Consider the following 12,777-nt stretch of genomic DNA (forward strand, 5'->3'; position numbering starts at 1 on the left):
GTGCTGCGTCTCGCCCTCCTGCTGAAACGATCGTACCCGCGCCTCGCGGGCTTCGCCATGGTTCCGGTGATCCGGGCCCTGGTCCTTCTGGCGCGCCTCCTCGGGCCGGTGCGGTCCACGGTATTCGCGGCGCTGCTGCTGCGCACCCTCGGACCGCTCCTGCCGGCGCACCGCACCGCGATGGCGAATCTGCGGGCGGCGTTCCCCGACATGCCGGACGCGGAGCGGAGACGGATCGCCCTGGAGGCCTGGGACAATCTCGGGCGGACGGGGGCCGAGTACGCCCATCTCGACACCCTGTTCGATTACGATCCCGCCGCGACGGGCCCGACGCGGACCGAGGTGTCGGGCATCGAGCACTTCTACGCCCTGCGCGACGACGGCGAGCCGGGTCTCATCTTCTCGGCGCATCTGGCGAATTGGGAGCTGCCGGCGATCTGCGCGGCCCGGTTCGGCCTGGACGCCACCGCGGTCTTCCGCCCGCCCAACAATCCGGCCGCGGCGCGCCTGGTCCAGGAGGTCCGGCGCAAGACGATGGGCGGCTTGGCCGCATCCACGCCGGGGGCCGTCTTTGCCATGCGCGACGTGGTCGAGAATGGCGGCCATCTGGGCCAGCTCATCGATCAGCATTTCACCCGCGGCGTCGTGGTGAACTTCCTCGGCCGGCCCTGCCTCGCCAACCCGCTGCTCGCCAAGCTCGCCCGCCATTACGACTGCCCGGTCCATGGCGTGCGCGTCGTGCGCCTGCCGGAGGGCCGCTTCCGCCTCGACCTGACCCCGCCCCTCGACCTGCCCCGGGCCGCCGACGGGACCATCGACGTGGCCGGCGCCATGCAGGCGATGACAGCCGTCGTGGAGGGCTGGGTGCGCGAAAATCCCGGACAGTGGCTGTGGATGCATCGCCGCTGGCGGCCCGACATGCTGCCGAGGGCGAGAGTGACGCCGGCGCTATCTCAACCGACGGTAGAGGCTTCTCAAGCCAACGTGATTTCACCTTCGCCCTCCCAGACGGTCTGATGGATCGATGACGCCCCGGCCCCGCGCCCCGATCCGCGACCGCCGCGCGCTCCGCGCCGCCGTGTTGGCCTGCGCGGCGCTCGCCGCCATGCCGGCGCGGGCCGAGCCGGTCCGCGCCGTCGTGGAATTGTTCACCAGCCAGGGATGCGGCGCCTGCCGGGCCGCGGATCCGGTTCTGCGCGATCTGGCCCGCAAGCCCGGCGTCGTCGCCCTGACCCTGCCGGTGACCTACTGGGACTATCTCGGCTGGAAGGACACGCTGGCGCTGCGGCCGTTGACCGAACGCCAGCGGGCCTACGCCCGGGGCCGGGGGGCGCGGCAGGTCTTCACACCGCAAGTGGTGGTTGACGGCAACGGATTCGCCGTGGGCTCCGACCGGCCGGCCCTGGACCGGCTGATCCGCGAGGCCTGCCAGCACGGCGGGCTGCCGGTCCCGGTGCGGGGGGAGATGAAGGGCGACCGGATCCTGGTGGAGGTCGGGGCGGCCCCGGAGGCCAAGACCGAGATCCGCGGCGATGTCTGGCTCGTGCCGGTGCTGCGCAGCCGCGCCATCGCGATCCAGGCCGGGGAGAATGGCGGCCGGACGGCGACCTACGTGAACGTCGTGCGGGGCATGCAGCGCCTCGGCCACTGGACGGGCCAGCCAATCAGTTTCGAGGTGCCCGATGCCCAGGCCCACATCGCCGACGCGGACAGCTGGGTCGTCCTCCTGCAGGGCGCGGCCGATGGCAGGCCGGGCCGCATCTTCGGCGCCGCGAAGGGACCCGGGCTGTAGCGCCCGGATGCCGGCTACGCCTATTTCAGCGAGATCGGGTCGATCTGTCGGCGGCCCTCGCGCTCGTGGCGCGCCCGGGACTCGCGCGCCAGCGCCGCGAGCCGGCCGTCGAGCCGGTCGGACAGGCGGCCCACCAGCCCGATCGCGCCGTCGATCATCCGGCTGACGAGCGCGACGGTACCGGTGACGGCTCCGACGATCCCGCTCTCGATGGCGCGACCGATTCGGCGAACAAGCTTCATGTCGACGGACTCTGGAAAGGCGGCGCCATCAGCGCCTCGATCCGCGGCAGGTAGGGCAGCGCGTTCGGAGCGTGATGCGGCGGAAAGCGGCGCAGATCCGCGTGCCGGGGGCGGAACTTTTCCGCGACGCGGCCCCCATTTGCGCAGTGCGGCCGGACGGCCTGAACCGGCGGGGTGGCAGGCTCGTTGCAGAGGTGTGAGCGTCCGCCGTTCCGCACAGGCGCTTGCCATCGAGGGTCGACCATGCGGCGACGCCCGTTCCTGTCCGGGATGCTTGCCGCCCTGTCGCTGGCCGGTCGCCGCGCCCATGCGGCCGATCCGGGGGTGGACCTCCTCCTCGTCCTGGCGGCGGACGTGTCGCTCAGCATCAGCGCGGCCCGGTTCGAACTCGAGCGGAGGGGCTACGCGGAGGCCTTCGCGGATCCGCGCGTGCTCCGCGCCATCGGCGAGGGCCCGACCGGCCGCATCGGCGTCGCCCTGTTCGACTGGGCCGGCCCCGGCGAGCAGCAGGTAGCGGTCGACTGGATGGTGATCGGCTCGGCCGGCGATGCGGCCGCCTTCGCCGCCCGTCTGCTGACCGTACCGCGCCCGTTCTATGGCCGCACCGCCATCGGCTCGGCGATCGCCTTCGCCACCGATCTGCTGGTGCGGGCGCCGTTCCGCGCCGACCGGCGGGTGATCGACATCTCGGGCGACGGCACCGGCAATGCCGGGCGCTCCATCGCGGAGGCCCGGGACGCCGCCGTGGCATCCGGCATCACGGTGAACGGCATCGTGATCCTCAGCGATCCCGAGGGGATGCCGGACTTTCTGAAAGAACACACCAACCCGTCGGGTGGTCTGGCGGCGTACTACCGGGCCGTCGTCATCGGCGGCGAGGGCGCCTTCGTGATGACCGCCGAGAGCTTCGCGGCCTTCGGCCGCGCGCTCATCGCCAAGCTCGTGCGCGAGATCGCCTGACCGTCACCCGGATCCCAGAGGACCCACCATCGATGCGCCTCGCCGTTCTCCAGTTCACGCACGAGACCGTGACGTTCCTGCCGAACGACACGACCCGGGACGACTTCATCTATCCCGGTTCGCCGGCCGCCGGAGACGCGCTGCTCGCCACCGATCCCAAGGGCTACATGGGCGGCTTCGTGCAGGTGGCGCGGGAATATGACGGCGTCGCGCTGATCGGCATCACCTCGCCGCTCTGGCCGCGCACCGGCACCGCCTCCGGCTGGATCACTGCGGACGCCTACGCGCATTTCCTCGGACGGATGATCTCGGAGTTGCGGGCGACGGGTCCGTTCGACGGCGTCTACCTCGCGCTGCACGGCGCGATGGCGGTGCGCGGCGTTCCCCGGCCCGAGGCCGACATCGCCCGGCAGGTCCGCGCGGCGGTGGGCGACGCGGCGGTTCTCGTCGGGACCTTCGATCTGCACGGGAACGAGGATCAGGCCTTCCTCGACCATGCCGACCTGGCCTTCGCGGTGAAGTATTTCCCGCATTACGACGGCCACCTCCAGGGCCAGCGGGCCGCCCGGATGCTGGTCCGTACCGTGCGCGGCGATTACCGGCCGGCGCATCGGACCCTCAAGGTGCCGATCCTGTCACCCACCGTGGTCCAATGGACCGGTGCCACGCCCTGGGCCGACCTCGTGCAGCGCGCCCTCGTCTGGGAGGCGCGCGAGCCGGACGTGTTCGTCAACGTCTTCTTCGGCTTCCCGTGGGGCGATGCTCCGGATGGCGGGATGACCGTGCAGGCGATCACCAACGGCGATCCTGACCTCGCCGACCGGGTGGCGCGGGACGTCGCGGATTTCGCGTGGCGGCAGCGGCGTTCGCTGCTCGAGGCGACGCGGATCCATACGATCGCCGACGGCGTGCGCCTCGCCCGGGCGGCGGTCGCGGAGGGCGCCGTTCCGGTCGTCCTCGCCGACCACAGCGACCGGTCCGGCCGGGCGACCTGGCTGCTGGGCGAGATCCTCCGGCAAGGTCTCACCCGCACCCTGGTCGCCACCGTCGCGTCGCCCGCGCTCCTGGCGGCGGCGCGGGAGATCGCGGTGGGCGACCCGTTCGACGCGCCGGTCGGCGGCGGCGGCGACCCGTCCGCGGGCGATCCGGTGCGGATCACCGGAACCGTGCTGCGCGTCGTCGCGGCACCGGAGCCCGGTGTCGCCGGCAGCGGCGGTGGCGGCGGAACCTGGATCTGCGTCGCCTTCGGAGGCGGCAACGTGCTCGTCCTGAGCCCGCAGCTCGCGCAGATCGTCGACCCGGAGGAGCTGTGGCGTCTCGGCCTGGAGCCGGCCGATTTCGACGTCGTGGCGATCAAGTCGCGGGTGCATTTTCGGCGCGGCTTCGACGACAGCGGCTACGCCCGCACGATCCTGCTGGTGGAGCCCCCGGAGCCGTTCCTTGGGACGGTGCGGCTCGATCATCTTCCCTACGCGCAGATGCGGGCGGCCGACTTCTATCCCTACGGCGATCCGCCCGGCCCGGTCCCGTCGGATCGTTGACCGAGCCCTCGGGGACGACAGGTGGCGTCTCCCGTCACCCCCGGGTGCTCGCCCTGCACGTCCGAGACCGCTAGGTTCATCCCGCACGCGCTCGGTGAAGCGCGGCGAGGGAGGAACGGAATGCGGATTTCGGCCGACAGGCTGTCCGCCTATGTGCGGGACATCTTCGTGCGCGAGGGCTGCGCCGAGCCGGAGGCCGAACGGATCGGCCGGTTCCTGGTGGCGGCCAACCTCACCGGCCACGACAGCCACGGGGTCGTCCGCGTCACCCGCTACGTCGAATGGCTGCGCGCGGGCGAGGTCGAGGCCGGCCGCACGCCCGAGATCGTCACCGACGCGCCGAACTTCGCCCTCGTGGACGCCCATTACGGATTCGGCCAGACGGCCGGCCCCGTCGCCGTCGATCTCGGGATCGCCAAGGCGCGGGAGAACGGTGTCGCGATCATTGCCCTGCGGCATGCCGGGCATATCGGCCGGATCGGCGAGTGGGCCGAGCGGGCGGCGGCGGCGGGGCTCGTCTCGGTGCATTTCGTCAACGTGGCGGGCAGCCTCCTCGTGGCGCCTTTCGGCTCGGTGGAGCGCCGGTTCTCGACGGCGCCGTTCGCGGCCGGCTTCCCGGTTCCGGATTCCGAGCCGATCATCCTCGACTTCGCCACCTCGCTGGTGGCCGAGGGCAAGGTGCTCGTCGCGTCCCGGGGCGGCAAGCCGCTGCCGGAGGGCGCGCTGATCGAGCCCGACGGCCGCCTGAGCGCCGATCCGGCGACGCTGTTCGGACCGCTGGAGGGCGTCGAGCGCGACAACCAGCGCGGTGCCGGGGCGATCCGGGCCTTCGGCGAGCACAAGGGATCGGGCCTCGCGCTGATGTGCGAGCTGCTCGCCGGCGCGCTCACCGGCTCCGGAACCGCCGGCCCCGGACAGCGGCGGATCTGCAACGGCATGCTGTCGATCTACGTCACGCCCGCCGCCCTCGGCACCGAGGATGTGCTCGCCGCCGAGACACGGGCCTATCTCGATTTCTTCAAGAGCGCCAAGCCGATGCCCGGCGCCGAGGTTCTGCTGCCGGGCGAGCCGGAGCGGCGGATGCGCGCCGAACGCCTCGCCGAGGGCGTGCCGCTGCCCGAGCCCGTCTGGGAAACCCTCCTGGCCGCCGGCCGGCCGCACGGCCTCGACGGGAACGCCTACCGCGACTGAGCCGGACAAGGCCCGGCGCCACACCACGATCGGCGGCGACCCCCGGCCAAAACGGGGGCGCCGCACGGCCCGGGGACGCCATCCCCGGCATTCGGGAGGAGAACGCGATGCCTCGTTTGCGCTGGCTCATGATCGGCCTCTGCATGGCCGCCAACGCCATCAATTACATCGACCGCGCCAATCTCGCGGTCGCGGCGCCGTCCATGTCCAAGGAACTGGGGCTCGACGCCACCGATATGGGCCTGATCCTGTCGGGCTTCTTCTGGACCTACGCGATCATGCAGCTGCCCTTCGGCTACGTGGCCGACCGGGTCGGCGCGCGGCTCTCCCTGGTGGTCGCGGTGGTCTGGTGGTCGGCCTGCACGGCGCTGACCGCGGCCGGACGGGGCTTCCTGTCGCTGCTCGGCCTGCGCATGCTGCTCGGCATCGGCGAGGCCGGGGCCTATCCGTCCTTCGCCAAGGTCGCGGCCTCGTGGTTTCCCCGCGGCGAGCGCAGCTTCGCCAGCAGCATCTTCGACAGCGGCTCCCGGGTGGGCTCGGCGCTGGCGATCCCGCTGGTCTCCTGGGTGATCGCGACGCTCGGCTGGCGAGAATCCTTCATCGTCACCGGCGTGCTGGGCTTCGTCTGGGCGGTGTTCTGGATGTGGCTCTACCGCGAGCCGGAGAATCACCCGAAGGTCTCGCCGGAGGAACTGGCCCGGCTCCGCGCCGCGCAGGACCGGCCGAAGACCGTCGATGCCGCCGACGCCCAGAATCAGGTGCCGTGGCTGTCGCTGTTCCGGTACCGCACCGTCTGGGGGATGATGGCAGGATTCTTCTGCCTGAACTTCGTGATCTACTTCTTCATCACGTGGTTTCCGACCTATCTGGTCAAGGCGCGCGGCTTCTCACTGGCCGAACTCGGCACGCTGGGCAGCCTGCCGGCCCTGGCGTCGATCCCCGCGGGCTGGCTCGGTGGCTTCGCGTCGGACGCGCTCTACCGCCGCGGCTGGAGCCTCACCGCGGCCCGCAAGACCTGCCTCGTCGGCGGCATGCTGATGTCGTCGGTGATCACGCTGTCGATCATCGCCCCGAACGTCTACGTGGCTCTGCTGTGCTTCGCGGTCGCCTATGGCAGCCTCGCCTTCACGGCGGCGTCGATCTGGGCGCTGCCCGGCGACGTGGCGCCGACCCCGGCCCACGTGGCCTCGATCGGGGGCATCCAGAACTTCGCCTCGAACGTCGCGGGGATCGTGACCACGACCTTCACGGGCATCATGCTGACCGTCACCCAGGGCTCGTTCGTGATCCCCCTCATCGTGGCCGGCGGGTTCTGCCTGCTGGGCGCCTTCATCTACCTGTTCGTGGTCGGCGAGATCGCGCCGCTTCCGGTCCGCGACTCCCGCGTCCCGGCCCTGCGCCCCGAGGCGGCGCGGTGACGGCGACCGGCCCCACCGAATCCCAGGAGAGACCGATGTCCACCTATCCCGTGATCACCCTCCGGCCGGCCGACGGCGTGGCCGTGGCGCGCGGCGCCATCGAGCCGGGCACCCCGGTCGCCGAGGGCGTGACTGCCGCGGAGCGGATCCCGGCCGGCCACAAGGTCGCGGTCAGGGGTCACCGCAGCGGCGAGCCGGTGACCAAGTACGGCCAGATCATCGGCTTCGCGAAGGAGGACATCGCAGCCGGCCGGCACGTCCACGTCCACAATCTCGGGATGGGGGAATTCGCCCGGGACTACGCGTTCGGCGTCGACGCCAAGCCGACGCGACTCGTCACGCCGGCGGCGACCTTCCAGGGCATCCGCCGCCCCGACGGGCGCGTGGCCACCCGCAACTACGTCGGCATCCTCACCTCGGTGAATTGCAGCGCGCACGTGGCCGACCTGATCGCCGACGCGTTCCGCCGCCACCCGATCCTCGGCCTCGACCCGCTCGCTCCCTATCCCAACGTCGACGGCGTCGTGGCGCTGACCCACAAGACCGGCTGCGGCATGGCGATGGGCGAGCCGCTGCGTCTCCTGCGGCGGACGCTCGCGGGCTACGCGCGGCACGTCAACTTCTCGCACATCGTGATGATCGGGCTCGGCTGCGAGGTGAACCAGATCGGGGCGTTCCTGGAGGAGCAGGGGCTCGGCGACCGGATCCGCAGCATGAACATCCAGAGCCTCGGGGGCACGCGGAAGACCGTCGAGGCCGGCATCGACTTCGTGAAGGGGATCCTGGCCGAGGCGAACGTGGTTCACCGTGAGGCGGTGCCGGCGAGCGAACTGATCGTCGCCCTGCAATGCGGCGGCTCGGACGGGTATTCCGGCGTCTCGGCGAATCCGGCTCTGGGGATCGCCAGCGACCTCGTGGTGCAGAACGGCGGCACGGTGATCCTGTCGGAGACCACCGAGACCTACGGGGCCGAGCACCTGTTCACCCGCCGTGCCGTCAGCCCGGAGGTGGGCCAGAAGCTCGTCGACCTGATGCACTGGTGGGAGGACTACACCCGCAAGGAGGGATCGGAGATCGACGCGAACCCGTCGCCGGGCAACAAGGCCGGCGGCCTGACCACGATCCTGGAGAAGTCGCTGGGCGCCATGGCGAAGGCCGGCAGCACCAACCTCGTCGACGTGCTGCGCTACGCCGATCCCGTCACCGCCAAGGGCTTCGTGTTCATGGACACGCCCGGCTACGATCCGGTCTCGGCCACCGGGCAGGTGGCGGGCGGGGCGAATCTCGTCTGCTTCACCACCGGGCGCGGCAGCGTATTCGGCTGCAAGCCGTCGCCGTCGATCAAGATCGCCACGAACTCGGCCATGTACCGGCGGCTCGAGGAGGACATGGACGTCAATTGCGGCACGATCCTCGACGGCGAAGAGAGCGTGGAGCAGGCCGGGCGCCGGATCTTCGACCTGATCCTCCGGGTCGCGAGCGGGGAGCGGACGAAGAGCGAGCAGTTCGATTTCGGCTCCTCGGAATTCGCCCCCTGGCAGATCGGCGCGACCGTGTGAGCCCTGGGCCGCTCGCATCGGATCGAGCGCTGCGCCAGTCCTAAGCGCCGGTTAGAGATCCGTCCGCGTCACATGCGGAAAGCCCAGGATGAAGTCGGCGCCGAAGGCGGTGACGGGCGTGTGGAAGCCCGGCGCGACCTGTCCCGCGGCGACGCGCCGGGCGATCTCCAGGGCGGTCCAGACCGTCAGCGTGTAGCCCTCGGCGGTCTCCATCCGGCTCGCCGCGCGGCGGCCGGCGCCGTCCCAGGCTTCCGCCAGGAAGGTGCTGCGGGCTTTTTCCCGCGCGGCGGCGGACGGGCCGGCGGGCAGCCGGTCGATGCCGCGGTTGATCAGGCGCTGCGCGGTTTCGCCGGCGATGATCCGCCGGATTCCGGCGGGCAGACCGGCCGCCGCCGCCATGGCGGGGAAGGCCTCGAAGTAGACGTCGATGTTCGGCACCCCGGTCGAGTACCACGCGCTGGACACGTCGCCCCAGCCGAGCCCCACGGTCCGGCGCGGGCCGGCGCCGAAATCGGCGGTGCCGCGGGGCGGGCTCGGCAGCTCGACGATGCGTCCGTCCCGGCGCACCCGCGTCCCCCAGGCGATGCCCTCCACCATGGTGCGGGCGGTGCCGCGGCTGAAGCCGCCGAACCCGCCGATGGAGATGCGCAGATGCGTCGCGCCGGGCAGGCGCCCGGCCACGTGGGCGGCGAGGCAATCGCTCGGCACCACATCGAAGCCCGCGGCCGGCAGGAGGACAAGGCCGGCCGCCTTCGCCGCCGCATCCTGCGCGGCGAGCGCCTCCAGCACCGCGATCTCGCCGGTGATGTCGACGTAATGCGCGCCCGCGGCGAGGCAGGCCTCCACCATCGGCCGCGCCGTCTTCGAGAACGGGCCCGCCGCGTGGATCACCGCCGCCACCCCTGCGAGCGCGGCGCGCAGGCCGTCGGCATCGTCGAGGCGTGCGACCCGCATCTCCAGACCGAGCCGGGACGCAAGCGGCCGCAGCGTGTGCGCGTCGCGCCCCGCCAGGATCGGATACAGGCCCTGCCCGACGGCATGCGCGGCCAGGAGCTGGCCGGTATAGCCGGTGGCGCCGTAGATCAGGATCGCGGTCATGCGGGGGCTTCTGCCACCGCTTCCGCAGGTGTCAAAGCGCGCGCCGCACGGCGTTCGCCGATGGTAGGGACGGACGCATCGAATCGCGACACGGCGGGCGGCCCCGGATGTCGGACCGGCCGCCATCGGGAGAAGCGGCACCATGTTCAAGCGAACCGTCCGGCCGAGCGCACGGCGAACCCGCGGCAGGGCTGCGGGTTGGACCGCGGTCCTCCTGGCTTTGACCACACCCGCCTGGGCCGCCGACGGACCCGTGGTCCTGAAGGCGCCGGCCGACCTGATCCCCGGCCTCGCGGCCGTGCCGCAGATCGCTGCGCCGGCCGACGACGCCGAGCGGCGGATCAACGCGGCGGTGAAGCGCCTCGACACGAAGGCCCTCGCGGCGGCGCGGGACTGCAAGGCGCAGGATGGGAAGAACGGCTCCTGGGAGCGGACCGTCGAGACCCCGATGCGCGGCCCGCGTTTCCTGAGCTTCGTGATCTCCGACAGCATGTATTGCGGAGGCGCGCATCCGAACTCCAGCACGATGTCGATCGTCTACGACCTCACGACCGGCGCCCCCGTGGATTGGACCACCCTGCTGCCCGCATCCCTGACCGGCACGCTCGCCCTCGCCGAGGGCGCGGGCGGCACCAAGATGGTGACGCTCGCCTCCAAGACGCTGCACGAACTCTACCTCGCGGGCTATCGGCCGAGGACGGGCGATCCGAAGTCCGTCGATGCGGACAGGGAATGCCGCGAGGCGGTCACCGAGACCTACGACGGCCAGCCCCCGGCCATGATGGCGTGGCTCGACGCCAAGGCCGGAGGCCTCGCGGTGCAGTTCGACCTGGCGCACGTCGTCCAGGCCTGCGCCGATCCGGTGGTGATCCCCACCGCCACCCTGCGCCGCAAGGGCGCCCAGCCCCTCCTCACCGAGGCGATCGAGGCCGCCCACGCCCAAGCCATGAAGTGACGGGATCGCGCGACGGACCGTTTCGCGTCCCGCGGCCTCAGGTCGGGCCGGGCGGTGCGGCCGGCCGGTCCGCGAGCGCCGCCAGGACCCGCCGGCCATGGGCGGTGGTCGCGAGGCTGGCTCGGAGTTCGCGAGACAGGGCGTCCGGGCCGAGGCGGCAATCGAGATCGGGCCGCGCGGCGAACCCGTCGAGTTCTTCGCGGATGAGCACGGCGAAGTCGGCGGGATCCAGCAACCCCTCGGCGGCATCGAGGACACCGTGTTCCTCGAGGAAGCCTCCGCCCAGGCTGATCACGCCGTCCCTGTACCGGATCAGCGCAAAATAGACGCCGAACCCGATCATGGCCCGGTCCCGCCAGCCCGTCGCGGCGATGTAGGTCTGCATCATCACCGTGGTGGAGTAGTCCTCGTGCTCCCCGTCGCGCTGGGCGAGATAGTCGCGAAACACGTCGTGGGCCGCCGGATCGAGATGGAGCAGCGCCTGCATCGCCGGCGCCAGCGCTCCCTGGTCGTCCTCGGGGCCCCAGATCTGCCGGTACAGGTTCTTGGCGGCCACGAGTGCGGGCTGGACTTCGAGATAGGTTGTCAGGAGCTCACGCAGCCCGGGCGCCACCGCAATGCGCTCGCGCGTGATCCGCGCAAAGAAGGCCGGCTCCGTCATCGCCTTCCCGCCGACCCTGAAGGTCAGCGCCAGGGCGTCGCTCCGCAGAAGAGCGGCCAGATCCGTCCGGATCTGACCTGTGAGCCAGCCCAACGATTCCGCGATGGCCGCAGCCGAGAAATCCGCCACGGTGACCACCGGTAGCGAGCGCGCCAGGAAGCGCCCGACCGCCGACGCGCTCGGCCCCGCCGACGCCTGAGGGCGATACCCGTCCTCGTCCTGCGCGATCAGCCGCGCGGGCCCCGAATCGGCGCACCAGGGTCGCGGAATGAAGACTGCGTCGCTGTAGAAGCGGATCTCGACCCTCTCGGCATCGGCTACGTCGCCGAATGTGGAAACGGCCTTGGCGCCCGCATAGCGGCCGAACGCGAAAACGGGCGAGCGGGCGCCGTCCAGGCCGATGCGCTGGAACTCCGTGTTCCGATCCCAGAAGAACCCGTACTTGATCCAGAGCGCCCGCTCGTCCGGTTCCCAGGCCACCTCCGTCATGACGCGGTGCGGCTCGGGGCCCGGGCGCGCGACGAGGGTCGCGACGTGGGCGACGGGTTCGGTCGTCCAGAGTTCGACGGCCTGTGCGCGGTGTCGGGGATCGTCCCCCACCGCATCCGCTGCCGCTTCGGATTCCCTGGGCGAAGGATCGAGGCGCGGCGTGACTGCGTAGCGGCCGCTCGGGCTGAACCAATACGGTTTCACCGCGTCCGGAAGCGGATCGTAGCGCACCGACCCGTCGGTTCGCTCCAGGCGGCAAAGCCCGTAGGACGACCCGCCCGGCCCACATCGGAGGCCGATGAAGGCCAGCCTTCCCTCCGGATCGTCGAACACATCGCCGTGAATCGTCAGGATGGCCGGTCCACCCGGTCGCGGCGGATAAGCCTCCGCGGCGGAAAGACGTCCGATCGGACCGTCGGACGGCCAGGTGATCCCCCGCCCATCCAGCAGGATTTCGAGATCCGCCGCCCGCAGGACGACGAGGCGGTGGAGGTATTGGGTCTCGTCGCTCGGAACATGGCTCACATAGGCTGCGATCAGCTCGGCATCGCGCGTGACGAACAGCCTACGGGCACAGGAATCCCCGCGCGGCAGGCGCCGCCGCACGACATCCCGGCGCGAGCGCCACGCGATCAGGCAGAGTTCCCCGTCTTCGGACAGGCAGATCAGCCTCTCATCGCCGACAAGGGCGGCGGCGCGGATCGAAGCCCGCGGAAAGGGCATGACCATCTGCCACGCACCGTTGTCTTCGATGGCTGCGACCGTGTTGTAGCGTCGTTCGGTGCCGGTGATCTCCAAACGCGGCATGCGGCGTCCTCATCGAGACGTGGGCTCTGACCTGAGCGGTCCGCAACCAAGGGCGGACAATCCG

General features: G+C 71.4%; 11 protein-coding genes. 8 read left to right on the forward strand and 3 right to left on the reverse strand.

All coding sequences use genetic code 11. From position 1 onward, the window contains the following. Positions 1-1,017, forward strand: coding sequence for a lipid A biosynthesis lauroyl acyltransferase (locus tag PQI07_RS17110; RefSeq protein ID WP_274927038.1), 1,017 nt, complete (start codon positions 1-3; stop codon positions 1,015-1,017). A 7-nt stretch (positions 1,018-1,024) separates the two neighbouring features. Next, entirely contained in the window at positions 1,025-1,792 is a 768-nt protein-coding gene (locus PQI07_RS17115; protein ID WP_051975901.1) for a DUF1223 domain-containing protein, read from the forward strand. Positions 1,793-1,812: 20 nt separating this feature from the next. On the opposite strand, the gene PQI07_RS17120 is transcribed toward PQI07_RS17115, so the two are convergent. After that, on the reverse strand, positions 1,813-2,034 hold the full coding sequence (locus PQI07_RS17120; RefSeq protein ID WP_075380498.1) for a hypothetical protein: 222 nt from the start codon (positions 2,032-2,034) through the stop codon (positions 1,813-1,815). A gap of 243 nt (positions 2,035-2,277) precedes the next feature. Between PQI07_RS17120 and PQI07_RS17125 the strand changes: the two genes are divergently transcribed. The 5 genes from PQI07_RS17125 to PQI07_RS17145 all read left to right on the forward strand — a co-directional run bounded on the left by PQI07_RS17125 (position 2,278) and on the right by PQI07_RS17145 (position 8,703). Next, positions 2,278-2,994 carry a DUF1194 domain-containing protein gene (locus PQI07_RS17125; protein ID WP_274927039.1) on the forward strand — a complete coding sequence of 239 codons (717 nt, stop codon included), beginning with the start codon at positions 2,278-2,280 and terminating at the stop codon, positions 2,992-2,994. A 32-nt stretch (positions 2,995-3,026) separates the two neighbouring features. After that, positions 3,027-4,535 (forward strand): M81 family metallopeptidase, encoded by a 1,509-nt coding sequence (locus PQI07_RS17130; RefSeq protein ID WP_274927040.1) that lies wholly within the window; start codon positions 3,027-3,029, stop codon positions 4,533-4,535. A gap of 120 nt (positions 4,536-4,655) precedes the next feature. After that, complete coding sequence (locus PQI07_RS17135) at positions 4,656-5,726, forward strand: malate/lactate/ureidoglycolate dehydrogenase (RefSeq protein WP_043758305.1); 1,071 nt, start codon at positions 4,656-4,658, stop codon at positions 5,724-5,726. 107 nt (positions 5,727-5,833) lie between these two features. Then, complete coding sequence (locus PQI07_RS17140) at positions 5,834-7,144, forward strand: MFS transporter (protein ID WP_043352792.1); 1,311 nt, start codon at positions 5,834-5,836, stop codon at positions 7,142-7,144. A gap of 35 nt (positions 7,145-7,179) precedes the next feature. Further along, entirely contained in the window at positions 7,180-8,703 is a 1,524-nt protein-coding gene (locus tag PQI07_RS17145; protein ID WP_274927041.1) for a UxaA family hydrolase, read from the forward strand. Positions 8,704-8,754: 51 nt separating this feature from the next. Here the strand turns inward: PQI07_RS17145 and PQI07_RS17150 are convergent, their stop codons facing one another. Beyond that, positions 8,755-9,801 carry a saccharopine dehydrogenase family protein gene (locus PQI07_RS17150; RefSeq protein ID WP_274927042.1) on the reverse strand — a complete coding sequence of 349 codons (1,047 nt, stop codon included), beginning with the start codon at positions 9,799-9,801 and terminating at the stop codon, positions 8,755-8,757. Positions 9,802-9,943: 142 nt separating this feature from the next. Between PQI07_RS17150 and PQI07_RS17155 the strand changes: the two genes are divergently transcribed. Beyond that, complete coding sequence (locus tag PQI07_RS17155; protein ID WP_274927043.1) at positions 9,944-10,756, forward strand: polysaccharide deacetylase family protein; 813 nt, start codon at positions 9,944-9,946, stop codon at positions 10,754-10,756. A gap of 37 nt (positions 10,757-10,793) precedes the next feature. Here the strand turns inward: PQI07_RS17155 and PQI07_RS17160 are convergent, their stop codons facing one another. Continuing rightward, positions 10,794-12,713: a hypothetical protein gene (locus PQI07_RS17160; RefSeq protein WP_274927044.1), complete on the reverse strand. Its 1,920-nt coding sequence runs from the start codon at positions 12,711-12,713 to the stop codon at positions 10,794-10,796. Between the last annotated feature and the right edge of the window lie 64 nt (positions 12,714-12,777).

The organism is Methylobacterium sp. 092160098-2, assembly GCF_028920805.1.
In the GTDB taxonomy this organism is placed as follows: domain Bacteria; phylum Pseudomonadota; class Alphaproteobacteria; order Rhizobiales; family Beijerinckiaceae; genus Methylobacterium; species Methylobacterium fujisawaense.

Coding starts and splice junctions, on each gene's coding strand:
- PQI07_RS17150 (WP_274927042.1), bottom strand. CDS start 9,801: ATGACCGCGATCCTGATCTACGGCGCCACCGGCTATACCGGCCAGCTC.
- PQI07_RS17120 (WP_075380498.1), bottom strand. CDS start 2,034: ATGAAGCTTGTTCGCCGAATCGGTCGCGCCATCGAGAGCGGGATCGTC.
- PQI07_RS17155 (WP_274927043.1), top strand. CDS start 9,944: ATGTTCAAGCGAACCGTCCGGCCGAGCGCACGGCGAACCCGCGGCAGG.
- PQI07_RS17160 (WP_274927044.1), bottom strand. CDS start 12,713: ATGCCGCGTTTGGAGATCACCGGCACCGAACGACGCTACAACACGGTC.
- PQI07_RS17130 (WP_274927040.1), top strand. CDS start 3,027: ATGCGCCTCGCCGTTCTCCAGTTCACGCACGAGACCGTGACGTTCCTG.
- PQI07_RS17125 (WP_274927039.1), top strand. CDS start 2,278: ATGCGGCGACGCCCGTTCCTGTCCGGGATGCTTGCCGCCCTGTCGCTG.
- PQI07_RS17140 (WP_043352792.1), top strand. CDS start 5,834: ATGCCTCGTTTGCGCTGGCTCATGATCGGCCTCTGCATGGCCGCCAAC.
- PQI07_RS17145 (WP_274927041.1), top strand. CDS start 7,180: ATGTCCACCTATCCCGTGATCACCCTCCGGCCGGCCGACGGCGTGGCC.
- PQI07_RS17115 (WP_051975901.1), top strand. CDS start 1,025: ATGACGCCCCGGCCCCGCGCCCCGATCCGCGACCGCCGCGCGCTCCGC.
- PQI07_RS17135 (WP_043758305.1), top strand. CDS start 4,656: ATGCGGATTTCGGCCGACAGGCTGTCCGCCTATGTGCGGGACATCTTC.